The 16,279-nt window shown below is 69.4% G+C and carries 20 protein-coding genes; 6 read left to right on the top strand and 14 right to left on the bottom strand.

Features of this window, described 5'->3' with window-relative positions:
* Positions 1-53: 53 nt before the first annotated feature.
* The 3 genes from ABZ893_RS15340 to ABZ893_RS15330 all read right to left on the bottom strand — a co-directional run bounded on the left by ABZ893_RS15340 (position 54) and on the right by ABZ893_RS15330 (position 3,961).
* Positions 54-665 carry a TetR/AcrR family transcriptional regulator gene (locus tag ABZ893_RS15340; protein ID WP_361402661.1) on the bottom strand — a complete coding sequence of 204 codons (612 nt, stop codon included), beginning with the start codon at positions 663-665 and terminating at the stop codon, positions 54-56.
* A gap of 42 nt (positions 666-707) precedes the next feature.
* Positions 708-2,924: an aminoglycoside phosphotransferase family protein gene (locus ABZ893_RS15335; RefSeq protein WP_361402658.1), complete on the bottom strand. Its 2,217-nt coding sequence runs from the start codon at positions 2,922-2,924 to the stop codon at positions 708-710.
* A 158-nt stretch (positions 2,925-3,082) separates the two neighbouring features.
* Positions 3,083-3,961 (bottom strand): GntR family transcriptional regulator, encoded by an 879-nt coding sequence (locus tag ABZ893_RS15330; protein WP_361402655.1) that lies wholly within the window; start codon positions 3,959-3,961, stop codon positions 3,083-3,085.
* 192 nt (positions 3,962-4,153) lie between these two features.
* Here ABZ893_RS15330 and ABZ893_RS15325 point away from each other — a divergent pair, with 192 nt between their 5' ends.
* Entirely contained in the window at positions 4,154-4,336 is a 183-nt protein-coding gene (locus ABZ893_RS15325) for a hypothetical protein (protein ID WP_361402652.1), read from the top strand.
* Positions 4,337-4,379: 43 nt separating this feature from the next.
* Here the strand turns inward: ABZ893_RS15325 and ABZ893_RS15320 are convergent, their stop codons facing one another.
* Complete coding sequence (locus ABZ893_RS15320; protein ID WP_361402649.1) at positions 4,380-5,093, bottom strand: HAD hydrolase-like protein; 714 nt, start codon at positions 5,091-5,093, stop codon at positions 4,380-4,382.
* Positions 5,094-5,125: 32 nt separating this feature from the next.
* Positions 5,126-6,004, bottom strand: coding sequence for a winged helix-turn-helix domain-containing protein (locus tag ABZ893_RS15315; RefSeq protein WP_361402647.1), 879 nt, complete (start codon positions 6,002-6,004; stop codon positions 5,126-5,128).
* A 137-nt stretch (positions 6,005-6,141) separates the two neighbouring features.
* Here ABZ893_RS15315 and ABZ893_RS15310 point away from each other — a divergent pair, with 137 nt between their 5' ends.
* Together ABZ893_RS15310 and ABZ893_RS15305 are read left to right on the top strand one after the other, a co-directional pair.
* Positions 6,142-6,330 carry a hypothetical protein gene (locus ABZ893_RS15310; protein ID WP_361402644.1) on the top strand — a complete coding sequence of 63 codons (189 nt, stop codon included), beginning with the start codon at positions 6,142-6,144 and terminating at the stop codon, positions 6,328-6,330.
* A 271-nt stretch (positions 6,331-6,601) separates the two neighbouring features.
* Positions 6,602-6,787: a hypothetical protein gene (locus ABZ893_RS15305; RefSeq protein WP_361402641.1), complete on the top strand. Its 186-nt coding sequence runs from the start codon at positions 6,602-6,604 to the stop codon at positions 6,785-6,787.
* Positions 6,788-6,841: 54 nt separating this feature from the next.
* Here the strand turns inward: ABZ893_RS15305 and ABZ893_RS15300 are convergent, their stop codons facing one another.
* The 3 genes from ABZ893_RS15300 to ABZ893_RS15290 form a co-directional block, all read right to left on the bottom strand.
* The gene (locus ABZ893_RS15300; protein WP_361402639.1) at positions 6,842-8,113 is read right to left on the bottom strand and encodes a GNAT family N-acetyltransferase; all 1,272 of its coding nucleotides are present in this window, start codon (positions 8,111-8,113) and stop codon (positions 6,842-6,844) included.
* Positions 8,114-8,270: 157 nt separating this feature from the next.
* Positions 8,271-9,233 carry an asparaginase gene (locus tag ABZ893_RS15295; RefSeq protein ID WP_361402636.1) on the bottom strand — a complete coding sequence of 321 codons (963 nt, stop codon included), beginning with the start codon at positions 9,231-9,233 and terminating at the stop codon, positions 8,271-8,273.
* 69 nt (positions 9,234-9,302) lie between these two features.
* The gene (locus tag ABZ893_RS15290; protein ID WP_361402633.1) at positions 9,303-9,839 is read right to left on the bottom strand and encodes an ABC transporter substrate-binding protein; all 537 of its coding nucleotides are present in this window, start codon (positions 9,837-9,839) and stop codon (positions 9,303-9,305) included.
* Positions 9,840-10,082: 243 nt separating this feature from the next.
* Between ABZ893_RS15290 and dtd the strand changes: the two genes are divergently transcribed.
* Positions 10,083-10,520, top strand: a complete 438-nt coding sequence (dtd, locus tag ABZ893_RS15285) for a D-aminoacyl-tRNA deacylase (RefSeq protein WP_361402630.1) — start codon at positions 10,083-10,085, stop codon at positions 10,518-10,520.
* 28 nt (positions 10,521-10,548) lie between these two features.
* On the opposite strand, the gene ABZ893_RS15280 is transcribed toward dtd, so the two are convergent.
* The 3 genes from ABZ893_RS15280 to ABZ893_RS15270 form a co-directional block, all read right to left on the bottom strand.
* Positions 10,549-11,514: a folate-binding protein gene (locus ABZ893_RS15280; RefSeq protein WP_361402627.1), complete on the bottom strand. Its 966-nt coding sequence runs from the start codon at positions 11,512-11,514 to the stop codon at positions 10,549-10,551.
* A gap of 55 nt (positions 11,515-11,569) precedes the next feature.
* A complete protein-coding gene (locus tag ABZ893_RS15275) occupies positions 11,570-12,010 on the bottom strand; it encodes a transcriptional repressor (protein ID WP_361402624.1) in 441 nt (146 codons plus the stop codon).
* Between the two features lie 79 nt (positions 12,011-12,089).
* Positions 12,090-12,662: an FABP family protein gene (locus ABZ893_RS15270; RefSeq protein WP_361402621.1), complete on the bottom strand. Its 573-nt coding sequence runs from the start codon at positions 12,660-12,662 to the stop codon at positions 12,090-12,092.
* Positions 12,663-12,969: 307 nt separating this feature from the next.
* On the opposite strand from ABZ893_RS15270, the gene ABZ893_RS15265 reads away from it, so the two are divergent.
* Together ABZ893_RS15265 and ABZ893_RS15260 are read left to right on the top strand one after the other, a co-directional pair.
* Positions 12,970-13,332, top strand: coding sequence for a DsrE family protein (locus ABZ893_RS15265; RefSeq protein ID WP_361402618.1), 363 nt, complete (start codon positions 12,970-12,972; stop codon positions 13,330-13,332).
* Between the two features lie 50 nt (positions 13,333-13,382).
* A complete protein-coding gene (locus ABZ893_RS15260) occupies positions 13,383-13,640 on the top strand; it encodes a DUF3099 domain-containing protein (RefSeq protein ID WP_361402615.1) in 258 nt (85 codons plus the stop codon).
* Between the two features lie 21 nt (positions 13,641-13,661).
* Here the strand turns inward: ABZ893_RS15260 and ABZ893_RS15255 are convergent, their stop codons facing one another.
* From ABZ893_RS15255 to ABZ893_RS15245, 3 genes are read right to left on the bottom strand one after another with little or no spacing between them, the layout of a single operon-like run.
* Entirely contained in the window at positions 13,662-14,162 is a 501-nt protein-coding gene (locus ABZ893_RS15255) for a protease inhibitor I42 family protein (protein ID WP_361402612.1), read from the bottom strand.
* A complete protein-coding gene (locus ABZ893_RS15250) occupies positions 14,125-15,714 on the bottom strand; it encodes a peptidoglycan-binding protein (RefSeq protein ID WP_361402609.1) in 1,590 nt (529 codons plus the stop codon). Before ABZ893_RS15250 ends, ABZ893_RS15255 begins: the two co-directional genes overlap by 38 nt.
* Before the next feature lie 13 nt (positions 15,715-15,727).
* Positions 15,728-16,087 carry a hypothetical protein gene (locus tag ABZ893_RS15245; RefSeq protein WP_361402606.1) on the bottom strand — a complete coding sequence of 120 codons (360 nt, stop codon included), beginning with the start codon at positions 16,085-16,087 and terminating at the stop codon, positions 15,728-15,730.
* Between the last annotated feature and the right edge of the window lie 192 nt (positions 16,088-16,279).

Here is a 16,279-nt window from a genome sequence, read left to right as displayed (position 1 = left end):
TCCCGGCGGCCGCGCACGTGCCCGCCGACAGCCCCGCCTCGGTCCCCCGCCAGCTACCCGATCCCCCGCTCCAACTGCCGAAACCCCAGCTCAGCGGCCTCCGCGGCGTCCGGTGCCACCGCGTCGGCGCTCTCCCCGGCGGCGATCCGCCGCCAGTTCTCCATCGCGAGAATCCGCTGTACGGCCACGATCTGCCCGGCCGAGACGCGCGCCGCGACCCCCTCGCCGAGCGCTTCCGCCAGCGCCGCCTCGGACCGCTGCTGGAACCCGTACATCCCCGCGACCAGCGAAGGCGTGCCGTAGAGCAGCCGGTGGAAGGCGAGCACCGCCGGGTGGTCGTTCAGGCCGGTCACCGGGTCGCGCCGGGCGAGGCCGTCGAAGAAGTGCGCCCGCAGCGCCGCGAGCGGGGTCACCCCGTCGTCCCGCCCGGATACGACCCGGGCGGCCTCGTCCTCGTGATCGGCGAACCGGTGCAGGACGAGGTCTTCCTTGGTCGGGAAGTACCGGAAGAGGGTCGGCTTGGAGATCTCGGCAGCGGCCGCGACCTCGGCGACCGACACGTTCTCGAACCCCTTCTCGAGAAACAGCCCGATCGCCGCCTCGGAGATCGCCTCATACATCCGCCGCTTCTTACGCTCGCGGAGACCCACTTCGCCGGTGCTCATACGGAGGAAGGGTACGGGCCTGCGGCGGCCTCGCCCGGGGGCTCACACTCCGCCGACCGCCCCCGCACTCTCCGCCCGCCCGTACTCCCCACTGGGCAACGCCCGCGCCAGATACGGATTCGTCCGCCCCGCCGGCATCCCCAGCCACGCCAGCGCCTTGTGAAGCGTGATCGCGTACGTGTCCACTGCCCTCAGGACGTTGGGGGCGTCGAGGCTGGTACCCGTGGCGAGGCGGTCGAGGTCCACGTAGGCGGAGCGGACGATCTCGATGGAGCGGTAGACGTGCCGGTCGGCCCTCCAGCCTGTGGTGAAACGTTCGGGCAGACCCTTGGTCCAGCGCGCGAACATGCGGCGGCGGATCTCGGCGTTCGTCGGGGTCAGGTGCATGTGCCGGACCAGGTCGTACAGCGGATCCCCGATGACCGCCATCTCCCAGTCGATGAGCGTCAGGCCGCCGTCCTCGCGGCGCACCATGTTCCACGGGTTGAGGTCACCGTGCAGGAGGAAGCGGCCGCGCCACGACACCTGGTGGCGGCCCAGGCTCCATTCGAGCCAGCGGGCGCCGGGGAGCCCCAGTTTGATCGCCAGCTTGCGGGACTCCTTGGGGAGGCCGTCGACGAGCTGTACCAGTTCCTGACTCAGCCAGCCGTAGAAGTCGTGGCTCCCCTTGGCCGTGTCGAGCTCTCTCGTGTCCACCTTGGTCAAGGCGCACAACTGGTCGACGAGATCGTCCGCCTCGTGCGGCCGCAGACCGTGAACGGGGTGTTCGGGCGGGCGGAAACCATGGGACGAACCCTCGTAGGAGTGGATCGAGAACTGATCCCCCAGATTGCTCACCCCCAGGGCGAACACCCGCGGCGCCCTGACCCCGACCCGCGCCTCCTCGATGGCCCGCAGGACCGCGTGCTCCGGGAGGTACCGCGGCTCCCGGTGACTCACCGAGCCCGCCTTACGCCGCACCATCACCGGAAAACCGGCCCCCGGAACCCGGACCACCGTGCTGAGGTGCGCCGTCCCCTTGAAGACCTGGTCAGCGGTGGCACCGCCTTCCGCGAGCAGCGCCCGCACCACGAACTGCCCGGGGAAGTCCGGGTGTTCGGGCACCCGCGCGTCCCTCGTCCAGGAGATGCCCGGCACGGCCGGCTTCCGGGCCCCCTTCTGGGCCTCACGCCAGCGGAAGAGGATCGGCCCGATCTTGGTCACGTCCGGCACGTGCTTGAGGAGCAGGGGTTTCGCCGCCCGCCGCAGCGCCCGGTGCACGGACTGGGCCGCGACGTCCAGCTCCCGCTGCGCGAACGCGTCACCGAGTGACATGGCGGCCCGGATGACGTCCGGATACACCGACTGCGCGTACTCGAAGTCGACGTAGTGCCGGAGGTCGGAGTCGAGCCCGTGCGTCGCCTCGGGACGCGTACGCCCCATCGCCCGGCGCCACTCCGCGATCACCTCGTCCCACTGGTCGGACGGATAGTCCATCCGTACGAGATGCGTGGCGAGGTCGTGCAGCGGATCGCCGTAACTCGCCAGCTCCCAGTCGACGCAGATCAGCGGCGGATCGTCGTGGTACGGGACGATGACGTTGCCCCGGTGCAGATCTCCGTGCAGCAGGCTGAACGGCCGCTTCGTGAGGGCGGGAACCCGCTCGGCGAACCGGAGCAGGGCGTCGTCGGCGATCCCGAGCGCCGCGAACAGCCCACCGAAAGCAGTCCAATTGGGCGTACGGATCTGGTCTTCCGCCGCCGTGACCAGGGCCCGGAGGAAGGCCCTGCTGTCCTTTCCCTTCCGGGGCCAGAACCGCGGCAACGGTGGCAGGCGACGAGCCGGCACCCGCGTCATGTCGGCGAGCAGTCCGGCCAGAGCCGAGATCAGACGCGAGTCGACCGGCTTGCCGTTCGGGCAGACCATGGCGAGCGACACGCCCTCGACATAGCTGTGGATCACCATGTCGTCCCGCTTGAACAGACACCGCGGAACGTGCGGCAGCACTCCGACGACGGCATCCAGGATGCCCTTCTCATCCGGCCACGTCCGGATCACCACGGGCGGGACGTCGGCCTTGCGCACGCGCACGGTCACCCGGGTCTCCGGCGGCTGCCGCAGGGCCCGCGCCATGGGCTTGGTCAGCGGATACACGTAGTTCCGGTTGTGATGACCGCCGAGCTCCCGGCCCTCGAGCGCCGCCTGCCACCGGAAACGGGACCACATGTCCTCGTCGATGCCGCTTCGCCGAGGGGAACTCTGGGCGAGAGATGCGCCCACTGACCGCTCCTGGATATTCGTGCCACGCCGTAAAAAGTGATGCACACCATAGTGGCCAGAATGCGCCCCTGCCGCCCGCGTGCACGGCCGCCGGTCTGATTGACGTAAAGCCCCACCCTCCGGTGGGGGAACCGTTCGAAGAGAACGGCGTATGGGGTTCAGCCGTCCGGCTCGGAGAGGCGGTTCCACACGGAATCGAACCAGCCCTGCCACGTCTTCACGAAGACCGAGCCCCGCGAGTTCTCGTCCTCGTCCTTCACGTAGTGCGTGAGCGTCGCCCCGAACCCGAGGACGTCGAGCGCCGCGATCTCCTGGCCGTTGTCCAGCACGATCGGCCGCTCGATCACCTCGTACGGGCCCTGCAGCGCTTCGGCGCCGTTGAGTAGGTAGAGCTTGAAGCTCGGCGTGAGTGGCGCGTAGCGCATCTCGAGGCCGGCGTCCGGAGTCAGCCCCTCCGCCCGCAACTGGCGCAGTTCGCGGCGGAGCGAGGCGGTGTGGCGGCGCGTGATGCCGTGCAGCCGGTCCCTCAGCACCGGGTCGTCGGAAGGGTCCAGCGCCCGCGGGTAGGGCATTTCGAGAGACTGGGCCGGCAGCAGCATCCGCAGGCTGATCCTCCGAGGGGCGATCTCCCGGGCCCGGATCCGTTCCGCCTGGAACCGGATGTGTGTGTCGAGCGACTCGGACGTGAGCGTGTAGACGTCCAGCGTCACCTCGTCGCGCTCGAACGCCTCGCTGATCAGGGGACCTAGGGAGACATGGCCGTCCCGCGAGCCCTTCGCCGTGTACGACTGGATCCGCTGCTTCTTGATCACCCGGGTTCCACTGCCCTGGCGGGTCTCGATCCAGCCCTCGCTCGCCAGCTCCCTCAGAGCCCGCTGCACGGTGTCCCTGGAGACGTCGAACTCCGAGGCGAGCTCCCGCTGCGGAGGCAGGAGGCCCTTCAAGGGATACGTGCCGTCACCCATGCGGGCGCGCAGCGTCTCGGCGACGCGCCACACTTCCCTGCCGCCGCGGTCACGTCCTTGCACACCGGCCATGAGGCGACCGTACCTCTTTCAGTCCAACTGCACACCGAAATCAGTCAAGTTGAAGACGGCACGAGAGTGCCGGTTACTGGATCAGAACGGCAGGGGAAAACCAATTCACGTCAACCAGTCCAATTGGACGACTAGTTGATCGGTTCACGGGAGTGAAAACACCTGGCATACGACTTCTAAGGAGGGGGAACCATGATCGTCATCCAACTGCTGTCGAACCTCGCGGTCATCGGCCTCGAGCAGCTGGTCCAGTGGCGGTACGGAGCCATGGGACTCTTCGCCCTGACCCTTCTCACCATCAGCATCCGGACGCGCAGCGAGAACTGGCTGGCCGTCGGTGCCGTGCTCCTCCTCCTGCTGATGCTGCAGGCGTAAGGCACCTTCCACAGGGAGCTACGGAATACCGCCGGCGCCCGATTCAGGCAGCCCGCTCCCGCAGTATCCCCACCACCGGCTCCAGTGACCCCACCACGATCGCCTCCGCCCCCGCGTCCTTGAGGACCTTCGCCTTGCGTTCGTTGCGGGCGTAGCCGAGGAACGCGATGCCGGCCGCCGTCGCCGCTTCGAGGTCGGACGGGGTGTCGCCGATCATCAGGGATGAATCGAGGTTCGCGCCCATCGCGGCGAGGGCGCGGTTGACGCAGTGCGGGTGGGGCTTGAGGAGGTGGAGGTCCTGGGTGCGGCCGTAGATGTGCGGGGTGAAGCAGCCGGCGAGTCCGCGGGTGGTGAGGTAACGGTTCGCCACACTCGGTGAGTTGTTGGTCGTGACCGCCAGATGCGCGCCCACCGCGAACCACGTCCTGATCAGCGGGTCCGCGAACGGCGTCGGCCAGGCCGAGGCCACCGCCGTCAGCTCCTGCTGCGTGAGGCGCTCCTCCAGCTCGACGACGAGATCACTGCCGGGCCGCCGCCGGTCGACGGCGCGCAGCACGGCGTGCGGGTCCGGTGCCGCGCGCTCCGCCTCGGTGAGCAGGCCGTGCAGGCCGCGCTCCTCCAGCCAGCGGACCTGCTCGACGGCCACCCGCGCGGCGGAGTGCCCGGCGAAGAGCCGGCAGATGGGCCCGTCGAAGTCGAAGAGCACGAAGCGTGCTCTTCTGATCAATTCCCGCAGTGATTCCGTCTCTTCGGCCACCGGAACAGTCTGCTTCGATTCATCACAAGTCACTAGGAGAGTGTCAGGTCCGACGTGATGGTTTCCCAGAGGGCGTCGAACCACTTCTGTGATTCCTCCACGAACGCGATGTCCCGCTGCCCGGTCCGCTTCTCGAACGAGAACAGCAGCGACTCCGTCCCGAGGGTGTCGTACATGTCGAGCTTGCCGCTCTCGACCTCCTCCTCCCGCCGCGTGACCAGGTAGTACGCGAGGAGCGCCTCGCTCCCGTTGAGTAGGTAGAGCTTGACCGGCGGGGTGAACGGCAGCGCCCGGAACGTGACCCGTACGTCGATGCCGTGCGAGGACCGCAGGGCGCGCAGGTTGTGGCGGAGCACGATGCCCTGCGCGTTGCGCTGGTTCAGCCAGCGCTGGTGCACGACGTTGTCGTGGCTGCCGTCGTCGACCGCGACCGGGAACGCGAGGGAGATGTCGCGGCTCGGCAGCAGGATGCGGACGTCGACCGACTCGGGCTTGATACGGCCCTCGTGGATGTGGCGCAGCGGCTCGGCGAGCGCCAGCATCAACGTCTCCGCGGTGAGGCAGACGGCGTCGATCTTCACATGCGGCGCCGCGAACGCCTCGGAGAGCCGCGGGGCCAGGCCGACCATCGTGCGCTGGGGCTCGTCACGGGCCGGCGCCTGCTCGGCGATCCTCGGCGGGCTGCCCTTGCTCACGTTGCTGAGCAGGCCGTCTTCCTGGAGAGAGCGCAGTGCCTGGCGTACGGTGCCGCGCTCCACGCCGAACTCCTCCGCCAGCTCGGCCTGCGTCGGCAGCCGCTCGCCCGCGCGGAGTTCACCTGTCTTGATGCGTTCCCGCAGGGCGTCGGCGATCGCCTGGGGTGAGGACCTTCTGGTGCCGTTCACAGCAACGCTCTCCTGGGTCACAACCAAACGCTACAACTAACCGTCACTTGGCGGGAGTTGCTGGGGAGTTGTTGAAGAGTTGTTTATCGATCCCGACCAAGTGGGGACAACTTCATCGTAGTTGGTTGCCAACTTGGAGCAAGATGGCTGAAGGAGGAACCACCATGACCGTCCTCACCTTCTTCTCCGCGGTGCTCGTGGTCACTTTCGAGCAGCTGGTGCACTGGCGTTACGGCCCTGTCGGGATCGCCGGCCTGCTGCTTCTCGCGATCGGCGCCAGGAGGAAGAGCACCGCCTGCAGCTCCGTCGGGGCCATCCTGCTGACCCTGACGCTCACCCGGCCCGCACTCTGACGGCCCCTGCCTGACGGCGGGTGATGTTCACATTCTTCCCGTCAAAAGGCCCACAGACTCCACAACTTCCGCCCATCTTGGGGAGTTGCAGAAAAGATGGTTACGAGTCGGCCTCGGGCGGAGATAACCATCGTGGAGTTGGTTGCCAACTTAGGCGACATGGTCAACCACCCGGAAGGTTGGCTACCAGCCCACCGAAGCGAACGACCCGAACCGCACGACTGAAGGACTGAACGCCACAGGGACCGAAGCGGACCGAAGGAGGACAGAGATGCCGTTCATCGCCATAGCCGTAGCCGCGCTCGCCATCGGGTTCGAGCAGCTGATCCAGTGGAAGTACGGGCCGATGGGCATCATCGCCTTCGTCGCCCTCTCCGTCGGCCTCAAGGCCAAGAACAACGTCGTCAGCGGCATCGGAGCGGTGATCCTCGTGATGCTGCTCTCCCAGAACGGCTGACCGGGCTCCCTCCTGGAGGGGAGCCGGGAGCCCGGTCATGCCTCAGCCTTCGGATCAGAACACGTCCGGGCACCAAGGGCGCCTGGACGTACGCATCAGGGCGTCGGCCACAGCGGCGGCGCCCTCCTTCTCCTCCCTGACCCGGCCGAGCGCGACGAGCCGCACCGCCGACTCGTCACCCAGCCAGAGCCGCCCCAACTCACCCACGTCCAGCGTCAGTTCGGGTTCCTCCGAGGTCGGCGCGCACACCGCTCCCCCGGGCTCCGCGTCAAGCCGGAAACGGCCCCCGGAAAGCCCGTCCGCGTCACCGACCTCAAGCACCAGCGAACCCGAACCCTCGTACGTACGCGCCTCAAGTGCCCTTACGACGTCCAGGATCCGCACCCACAGCCAGTCCGCCTGCGTGACGACCCGGGCCGCGCGCGGGTCGGGGAGAAGATGCGGAAGCAGATCGTCCGGGGCGCGGTAGCCCGTCCGGACCGTCGTGACCCAGTCGACCGAGCAGACGTAGTGCCAGAGGGCGCGCTCGGCCGCCGGGGTGACGGCGATCAGATCCCGCACCGTCGCCGTGTTGAGCGGCTGCTTGCCGTCGCCCCACTTGTCGTCGATCGTGTAACTCACGAGGCCCTGGGGTTCGCCCTCCGGCGACCGGTAAACCGCGTAGAACGGCTCCTTCCACGGCGACTCGGGCGTCGCGAGGAGGCCCGTGTTCCGCGGCCACCAGTGGAAGTCCCGGTCGATGAGCCCATGCTGACGGGTCCGCAGCAGCTCGTACAGCTCCGGCCCCGTCTTCCGTACCTCCTGGCCGTCGACGAAGTCGATACGGCCGCCGTCGTCCGGGAGCGGCCGGTTCGGGTCGAGGCCGCTGCGCGGGACGTCGATCTCCCACTCGGCGACACTCGTCGCGGGCCCGAAGCCGAACCGGCCGTAGATCGGGTACTCGGCGGCAATAAGTGTCGCGGCGACGTCCCCGCGCGCCCGCGCGGCGGTCAGATCGGCCGCCATCATGCGGCTGAGGAGCCCGCGCCGCCGGTGCGTCGCGCTCACCGTCACGTTCGAGATCGCGTCGGTCGGGACGACCGCGCCCCCGGGCACCGTCAGTTCCTGCGCGAAGGAACGGAACGTGGCGACACACCGCCCGTCGTCGAACGCGCCCGAGATCCGGGACGTACGGGTGTGCTCCCTGCGAATCTCCAGGGCCTCCCGCGAAACGGGCGCGCTCCGCAGAAACCCCGTATTCAGCGCCCGGGACCACTCCCCGAGTTCGTCATCCGTGATCGTCCGCACGTCGATGATCGGCCGTACGTCACTCTCGTCGCGGGTCATGCGCCCACGCTAAGCGGCGCCCCGGCCCCCAGCCACCCAATTAGGGGGCGGCCGGAGCGCGGGGTGCGGCGGGGATTGGCAGGTATGGGCGGGTACTTGGCCTGCCAGGCGGCCGGAACCTGCCAATCGCCGAGCCCCGACCCCCGCGCGCCGAACCCTAGAACGTCGCCCGGATCTCTCCCACCACGTCCCCGCCCCCGTGCAGCGGTGCCGCTCCGATGCGCTCGACCACGTCCCCGGAGACCCCGAGAGAGGCGAGCGCACGCGCGAAGACCGGGCCGAGGGCGCGCCCCGCGCCGTCGTCGATCTTGAAAGCGAGCGCCCGGCCGTCCGGGAGGGCGAGCGCCTGGACCGCCTCCGCGCCCATCTTCGAGAGGGCGCCCGGGACCGCGCGCATCAGCCACGTGTCCGGGCGGCGCGTGCCGGCGACGTACTCGGGGTGGGCGCGCATCGCGTCCGCGACCCGGCGCTCCGCCGAACCCTCGGGGGCGAGCACGAAACTCCGGAAGGCGCGCGCGAGCCCCGTGAGGCTGATCGCCATGAGGGGCGCGCCGCAGCCGTCCGTACCGACCGCCGCGACGGGCTCGCCGGCGGCCTCCTCGACGACCTGGTGGATGAGCTTCTGGAGCGGGTGCTCGGGGTCGAGGTACGAGTCCTTCGGCCAGCCGTTCACGTCGCAGGCGGCGAGCATGGCCGTGTGCTTGCCGGAGCAGTTCATCGTGACGCGGTCACGGGCGGCGCCCGACGCGAGGTACGACTCCGTCTCGACCGGGTCGAGCGGCAGGTCGGGCGGGCACTGGAGGTCGCCCGCGCTCAGGTCGTACTCGGCGAGCATCTTCTGCACGAGGTCACGGTGGAAGGTCTCGCCGGAGTGGCTCGCCGCCGCGAGGGCGAGGCGCTCGCCCGAAACCTCGAGGCCCGCGCGCAGAATGCCGGCCGCCTGCATCGGCTTGTTCGAGGAGCGCGGGAAGACCGGCGCGTCCACGTCCCCGAGCGCGCGCTCCACGGACCCGTCCGCGGCGAGGACCACCAGGCTTCCGCGATGCCGGCCCTCGACGAAACCCGAACGGACGACCTCGGCGAGGACCGGGGACGGGGACACGGCGGATATACGGGACATGGGTGGTGGCCTTCCGGAGCGGGGCGCGCCCGCTCCGGACGGGCCACCGGGATCACCGGTGCGGGCGCGTCACGCGAGCAGGTCGTCTACTTGGGCTTCCCCTTCACGGTACCTGCGGGCGATCTCGGCGCTGCAATCGTCGGCCGTCGACTGGAGCAGATGCCGGCGCCGGGAGACCTGCTGTTCGTAGCGGACGAGGCGGCCCATCGCCGAGTGGAGTTCGTCGTCCGTACGGGCGTCGAGGTCCGAGAGCTCGACCTCGGCGAGCATCTGGGCGGCGAGATCGCGGTACTCCTCGCCGCGCGGTGTGCCGACCCTGACATGGCGGGCGGAGGAGCGGTGCCGGGCGGACTTGTCGGCGAGGATCTCGGAGAGCCGGTCCACGACGGGCGATTCGGGGCCCCGGCGCCGGGAGAGCTCGGCGCGGAGGATGTCGATCCGGCCCTGCAGCAGCCGCCGCAGGTAGCTCAGGTCGGCCTCGTCCTGCTGGGCCGCGCGGCGCAGGGTGCGCAGTTCGGGGAGCCGGAGCGCGGAGAGGTTGTAACCGGGCGGCTCGGGGAGTTCGGGGCTGTCGATCCGCTGCGTGGGCGGGCGTGGTGTGCTCATCCGGTTCGCACCGGTGATGCGGCTGGCGTGCGTCAATGAAACGGGCCCATGAGGCTGTCCGATGCTCGATGTGTTGCTCATTGCGTCCTACCGTCCCCTCAAACCGGACCGACGCGGTATACCGCGCGGGGGGCCGTCCAAAGACTGACTTCAAGCATGGTGCCACCCCGAGTGGCCGCTCTGTGCACTAGTGCCCCTAATCCGCCCCGGATGGGCGTTTGGTGAGCACGGCATGATGGATTTATGCGAGCAGTGGTGCAGAGGGTCGACGGCGCGAGCGTCGTCGTGGACGGGGCCGACGGTGAGGAAACCGTCGGCGAGATCAAGGGCGAGGGGCTATGTGTGCTGGTGGGGGTGACGCACGAGGACACTCCGGCGAAGGCGGCTCAGCTCGCCCGCAAGCTCTGGTCGGTGCGGATGCTCGCCGACGAGAAGTCGTGCAGCGACATCGACGCCCCGCTTCTGGTCATCAGCCAGTTCACCCTCTACGGGGATGCCCGTAAGGGTCGTCGCCCCACCTGGAACGCGGCGGCTCCGGGACCGGTGGCCGAGCCTTTGGTCGACCAAGTGGTGGCGGAGCTGCGCGCGCTCGGGGCGACGGTGGAGACGGGCCGGTTCGGGGCGAAGATGCGGGTGTCCCTGACGAACGACGGCCCGTTCACGGTGCTACTGGAAATCTGAGCAAAGCCCCTCAGGGCCGGCGGGCCCCTCAGGGCTCGACGACGGTCTCCTGCGCGGCCGCGGTCGAGTCCACGATGAGGTCGGCGTCCACCGGTACGTTCCGCTTCACGAGCGCGAGCGCGATCGGGCCGAGCTCGTGATGCCGTACGGACGTCGTGACGAAGCCCAGCTTGCGGCCCTCGACGCCGTCGGAGGCGAGGCGGACGGGGGCGCCGTGCGGGGGCAGGTGCACGTCGCTGCCGTCCAGGTGCAGGAAGACCAGGCGGCGCGGCGGCTTGCCGAGGTTCTGGACGCGGGCGACGGTCTCCTGGCCTCGGTAGCAGCCCTTCTGGAGGTGGACGGCGGTGCCGATCCAGCCGAGCTCGTGCGGGATCGTGCGGTGGTCGGTCTCGAAGCCGAGGCGCGGCCGGTGGTTCTCGACGCGGAAGGCCTCGTACGCGAGGAGTCCGATCGCGGGCCCGTTCTGAGCCGCGTACGTCTCCAGGTCGGCGCGCGGCAGGAACACGTCACGGCCGTACGGCGTCTCAAGAACGGCCACCCCGCCCGGGACCGGCGCGATCGAACCGGCCGGCAGATGGACGACCGCGAACTCCTCGGTCCGGTCGGCGACTTCGACCCGGTAGAAGAACTTCATCGACTCCAGGTACGCGATCAGCTCCTCGCGCGTGCCCGGCTCGACGTGGGCCCACACGGTCGTGCCGTCGTCGACGAGGTACAGGGCGTGTTCGATGTGGCCGTGCGCGGAGAGGATCAGGGCCTCGGTGGCCTGGCCGGCCGGCAGGTCGCTGACGTGCTGCGTCAGGAGCAGGTGCAGCCAGGCGAGGCGGTCGTCGCCGGTGACGGTGATGACGCCGCGGTGGGAGAGGTCGACGAGGCCGGTGCCGTCGGCGAGGGTGCGCTGCTCGCGGAACAGGTCGCCGTAGTGCGCGGCGACGCCTTCGTCCACGCCCTCGGCGGGGACGGCGCCGGGCAGGGACAGGAGGGGGCTCTTCATGCTCACAGACACTACGACGAGTGGGCGGGCACTCTTATTCCTGCCCGCGCCCCGCTTACGCCTCCGGCTGCTTCGCCGCGCACTCCCCGCAGCGCCCGAAGATCGCGAAGTGCTTGAGATCCGTGTCGAAGGCGAACGTCTCGCGCAGCTTCTCCGTGAACTCGGCGGCGACGCTCACGTCGGCCTCGATCACGTTCGTACAGTCCCGGCACACCAGGTGGATGTGGTGGTGCCGGTCCGCGAGGTGGTACGTCGGCGCACCGTGCCCCAGGTGCGCGTGGCTGACGAGCCCCAGCTCCTCAAGCAGCTCGAGCGTGCGGTAGACGGTGGAGATGTTGATCCCCGACGCCGTCTTGCGCACCTCGCCCAGAATGTCGTCGGGGGTCGCGTGCTCCAGGGTGTCGACAGCTTCGAGGACCAGCTGACGCTGCGGCGTCAGCCGGTAGCCACGCTGCCGCAGATCGCTCTTCCAGTCGGTGCTTTCGGTGCTCACCACACCGACGAGTCTAGGGCGTGCGGGCCCGCCCCGGGATTCCGCGGAGCACTGGAAGAAGCGGACTACTTGAAGAGGCGGATTACTTGAAGAAAGCGATGCCGTCGTCGGGCAGGTCCGGCAGGTTGCGGGCCATCTCGGCGACGTCGTCGGGCGAGACGACCTTCTTCAGCTGGGCCGACATGTAGGGGCGCAGCTCGACCTCGGGGGTCTGCTTCTCGCCGACCCACATCAGGTCGCTCTTCACGTAGCCGTAGAGCCGCTTGCCGCCGGTGTACGGGCCGGAGGCCGCGGTGCGCGCGACGGCGTCGGTGACCAGGTCGATCTGCGGCTTCTGGTCGGCGAGCTCGCCGTACCAGACCTCGACGACGCCGTCGTTGCGGACCATGACGACCTCGACCTTGCGGTCCTTGTCGATGCGCCAGAAGCCGGACTCGGACTCGAGGGGCTTCACCTTGTTGCCCTCGGAGTCGAGGATCCAGGTGTGCGAGTGGTACTCGAGGAAGTCCCGCCCGTCGTGCGTGAAGGAGACCTCCTGCCCGAAGTTCGCCTTCTCGGCGCCGGGGAAGTCGGTGACGCCCGCGCCCGCCCAGTCACCGAGGAGGAACACCAGGGGGACGAGGTCGGGGTGCAGGTCGGAGGGGATCTCGATCATGATCTGCGAAGCGTCTCTCTGAAGTCTGAGCGTCTTTGCCGAATGCTGACGGGGGTCAGCGCTGGCCCTGGTACAGCTTCTTCACGGTCAGCCCGGCGAACGCGAGAACGCCGACGCAGACCAGGACGAGCAGGGCGGAGAAGAAGGCCTCAAGCACGGGGTGCTCCTCGGTGAGCGTTGTATGGGCAGTAATGAGCCGGGCCCACTTTATCCGGGCTCGGCCCGGCCTTCTCGGTGAGGGCACCCATGCGGGGTGCGGGCACCGGCCAAAGGCAGCGGCGCCGGGCCGCCGGAATACGATTCCGCCATGGCGAACAAGCTCGTGATCAAGGTGACCGCCGGGGCCGATGCTCCCGAGCGGTGCTCTCAGGCCTTCACCGTGGCGGCGGTGGCCGTGGCCAGTGGTGTGGAGGTCTCGCTCTGGCTGACCGGCGAGTCGGCGTGGTTCGCGCTGCCGGGCCGTGCCGCCGAGTTCGAGCTGCCGCACGCCGCCCCGCTCCCCGACCTGATCGACTCGATCCTGGCCGCCGGGCAGATCACGCTCTGTACGCAGTGCGCCGCCCGCCGCGACATCACGGAGAAGGACGTCCTGGAGGGCGTCCGGATCGCGGGGGCGCAGGTGTTCGTGCAGGAGGCGATGGCCGAGGGGACTCAGGCGCTCGTTTACTAGTGGCGTATTCCGGCCTGCGTTTTGGGGGTGCGCGGGCCTACGCTGAGTACATGTACGCGCGGCGTCGTCATATGTACTTCGCCATGATGGGCCTCTGTATCGGCCTCTTCGTCCTGGCGTGGGGTGTCGTGCGGCTGTGGTCCGTACCGGCCGCCGTCGTGATGTGTCTCGTCGCGATGGTGATCCCGCCCGTCGCCGCCGTCGTCGCGAACCGCCGCGGGCCCGACGACCGCTGGTGGGACGACCCGTCCGGCGACGCGAAGTCCGACGAGTGGTGGGACGAGCTGGACGGCAAGAAGCGGCGCTGAGCCGCTGTGGTCCCCTCAGGTTCAGGTGACGGTGACCGTGTAGACGTAGTACGCGATCTCGTCGTCCGCGTCCGTCGGGGCCGCCGTGGTCGTGGCCGTCGGGACCGGGCTCGCGCTCACCTCGGCGGCGCTCCGGCACATGCCGCGCGGGCAGAAGACCAGCTTCACGGTCGTCGTACCGGCTGCACGCGCCCGGAAGTCGAAGAACTGGGTGCCGTCCCCGCTGCCGATGAGGTCCTCGCCCCCGCCCTCGTACTCCTCGCGCTTCCCCTTGTACGTGACGACGCCCCGGTCGGGGCGCGGGCCCGCCAGGTACCAGTTCTGACCGAGGGCCGGGTTGGCCGGGACCTCAAGCGTGAACGTGTCCCCCTTGCCGACGGTGACGTTCCGGCTCCCGCCCGCCCCGAAGGACTCCGGCCCGCCGCCGCAGCCGGAGAGCAGCGCGAGGCCGGCGGCGCAGACCAGGGCGGTACGCAGGACCGGCTCAGCCCTGCTTGATGTAGACGGTGTTGAGATCGGCATTGTGCTTCTCCTTGGAGAACCGGTCGTCGGTGACGCTTTCGAGGTCACCGCGGATGAACTGGTCCTCGCTGATCCAGGACGTGGCGCCCCACGGGTTGTAGACCTGCAGCCGGTCGCCCTCCTGCCCGATGATGATCAGGCTGTGCCCGTGGTGCTCGCCGTCGACCGTGCTGGAGATGTTGACGGGTACGGGCCTGCCCTCGGCGACGGACTTCTCGATGTCGGGCAGAATGTCGCGCCGGTCGGCGGGAGTCTTCATCTCCTGCGGCTCGTACGAGTCGCCGGTGTGCGGGCCGAGTTCCTTGTCGGAGATCTCCTCCTGCCCGTCGGGGTCCATCCCGGTCGGGACAACGTCCGGAAATTCGATCTTCCAGGAGCCGTCGCCCTCCCAGTGCATCCGGTTCTGCTCGTCGTGCAGGCGGTCCCGGAAGTGGGCGGGGTCCTCGTCCTGGCCGGTGGGGCCGCCGGTGAGCTGGAGGGCGTAGACCGGGTCGACGTAGGCGCGCGCGGTGACCGTCGAGGACGGGACGCAGGTACTGCCGTCCTGCGCCCATTTCTCGCCGCGGAAGCCCTGGTCCTCCCTGGTGTCGCCGAGGGAGACGAAGCCCGTGGTGACGGGCGCCAGGTGCGACTGGAGCCACACCGCGTCCTTGCCCTGGATCTTCTGGCCGAACGTCTCGACGTCGGCGATGCCGTACCCGGCCGCGAGGGCCTTCATCAGGTACGCCCTCTCCTGCGGGCTCTTCGCGGACGCCAACAGCGCCTCCATGCGGGCCCGTTCGTCGGGGGAGAGCTTCTCCATGGCTGAGCCGGCACGGGCGAGGTCGTTGGCGCTGAGGATCTCGTTCAGTTCGCGGTCGCCCCGGGTGTTGCTGGTGTCGGCGAGGACGAGGCGGTCGGCGGCGGTGAGTTCGTCGGTGGCCATATGGCCCGCGCGGGCCTCGGCGGCGAACTTGTTGAGCTCGCGGGCCGCGGCGCGGGCGGCGTCGTCGATGTCGGCGGCGGCGCAGCACAGGTCCTCGACGCCGGCGGTGGCCAGCGCGCGGGCCCGCTTGCGCAGGGCCTCCTCCTCGTCGGTCTCGATCAGGTCGTCCAAGAAGTTGTCCTTGCCGCCGAGCATGGTGCGCGCGTCGTGCAGCTTCACGCGGCCCGCGGCGTCGAGGGCCTGCGCGGCCGTCAGCGCGTCGGCCAGCGTGACGAGGGCCGTGCCGCCGCGCCGGAACGCCTCGATCAGCTGGTCGACGTCCCGGGTCGCGGCGCTCACGACCTCGGAGGCGAGGACGCTCGTTTCGCCGACCCAGGCCTGCGGCAGCCCCTTACGGGCGACCCTGTCGATCCGTTTCCGCACGGCGTCGGCCTCGTCGGTCTGGCCGGTGTAGCGGGTGCCGAGCGCCTCGATCGTCGCGGGGTCTCCGACCGGGGCGCGGACACCGAGGGCGCGCTCGATCAGTCCGATCAGGTGGTTCTTGCTGCCGGACAAGGGGATGAGCAGGCATAGGCCGTCGAGCTTGCTCCGGCGGTCGCTGGTGGATTCCGCCGTGGATTCCGTCATGGCCGCGGCCCCGTCAGTAGCCGGAGAGCGCGGAGGGGCGCTCGGCCTGGGCGGGCAGCGGGACCACGCGGACGCGGTCGGTGTTGTTCCGTACGTCGATGTCGGAGCCGCCGTACGCGTGGTCGGCGAGCCGGACCTTGTCGGCGAGTTCGTGCAGGGCCTCTTCGAGGACCTTGGTCTCGGCCTCCCAGGCGGCCGCGAAAGAGGTGAACGCCGCTCCGGTGTCGGACCCGCCGAGGACGTCCTCGGCGTAACGCATCGGACTGGTCACCGCCTCGCGGATCCTTGCGACGTCGTCGCCCGACCCGTCCAGCTCACCGGCCTGTCCCGACATGCCCCCGTGCGCGACGTGGTACCCCTCCGCAGAGGTCATGGCGTTCCCCTCGATCCCGTGTTCCTGGCCCCGACTACCCTTCCCCGTAAGGGAGTTGGGTAAAGGCGACAACCGTCAGGAATGAAGCAGACGACTGCCTTGAACACGCGGGGTACGGCATGACGGTTCCCCGGAAAAGCAGAACCCGGCCGGATGCGGGCACAGAAAAACCGAGGGACCGCACCTCGATTC

Source organism: Streptomyces sp. NPDC046821, assembly GCF_040645335.1.
Classification (GTDB): Bacteria; Actinomycetota; Actinomycetes; order Streptomycetales; family Streptomycetaceae; genus Streptomyces.
The sequence above is the reverse complement of the archived record's forward strand: the minus strand, read 5'-3'. Positions and strand labels throughout refer to the sequence as shown.

Coding starts and splice junctions, on each gene's coding strand:
- ABZ893_RS15255 (WP_361402612.1), bottom strand. CDS start 14,162: ATGCCGATCTCAACACCGTCTACATCAAGCAGGGCTGAGCCGGTCCTG.
- ABZ893_RS15260 (WP_361402615.1), top strand. CDS start 13,383: ATGTACGCGCGGCGTCGTCATATGTACTTCGCCATGATGGGCCTCTGT.
- ABZ893_RS15280 (WP_361402627.1), bottom strand. CDS start 11,514: ATGAAGAGCCCCCTCCTGTCCCTGCCCGGCGCCGTCCCCGCCGAGGGC.
- ABZ893_RS15325 (WP_361402652.1), top strand. CDS start 4,154: ATGATCGTCATCCAACTGCTGTCGAACCTCGCGGTCATCGGCCTCGAG.
- ABZ893_RS15250 (WP_361402609.1), bottom strand. CDS start 15,714: ATGACGGAATCCACGGCGGAATCCACCAGCGACCGCCGGAGCAAGCTC.
- ABZ893_RS15265 (WP_361402618.1), top strand. CDS start 12,970: ATGGCGAACAAGCTCGTGATCAAGGTGACCGCCGGGGCCGATGCTCCC.
- ABZ893_RS15340 (WP_361402661.1), bottom strand. CDS start 665: ATGAGCACCGGCGAAGTGGGTCTCCGCGAGCGTAAGAAGCGGCGGATG.
- ABZ893_RS15290 (WP_361402633.1), bottom strand. CDS start 9,839: ATGAGCACACCACGCCCGCCCACGCAGCGGATCGACAGCCCCGAACTC.
- ABZ893_RS15305 (WP_361402641.1), top strand. CDS start 6,602: ATGCCGTTCATCGCCATAGCCGTAGCCGCGCTCGCCATCGGGTTCGAG.
- dtd (WP_361402630.1), top strand. CDS start 10,083: ATGCGAGCAGTGGTGCAGAGGGTCGACGGCGCGAGCGTCGTCGTGGAC.
- ABZ893_RS15330 (WP_361402655.1), bottom strand. CDS start 3,961: ATGGCCGGTGTGCAAGGACGTGACCGCGGCGGCAGGGAAGTGTGGCGC.
- ABZ893_RS15245 (WP_361402606.1), bottom strand. CDS start 16,087: ATGACCTCTGCGGAGGGGTACCACGTCGCGCACGGGGGCATGTCGGGA.
- ABZ893_RS15300 (WP_361402639.1), bottom strand. CDS start 8,113: ATGACCCGCGACGAGAGTGACGTACGGCCGATCATCGACGTGCGGACG.
- ABZ893_RS15270 (WP_361402621.1), bottom strand. CDS start 12,662: ATGATCGAGATCCCCTCCGACCTGCACCCCGACCTCGTCCCCCTGGTG.
- ABZ893_RS15295 (WP_361402636.1), bottom strand. CDS start 9,233: ATGTCCCGTATATCCGCCGTGTCCCCGTCCCCGGTCCTCGCCGAGGTC.
- ABZ893_RS15310 (WP_361402644.1), top strand. CDS start 6,142: ATGACCGTCCTCACCTTCTTCTCCGCGGTGCTCGTGGTCACTTTCGAG.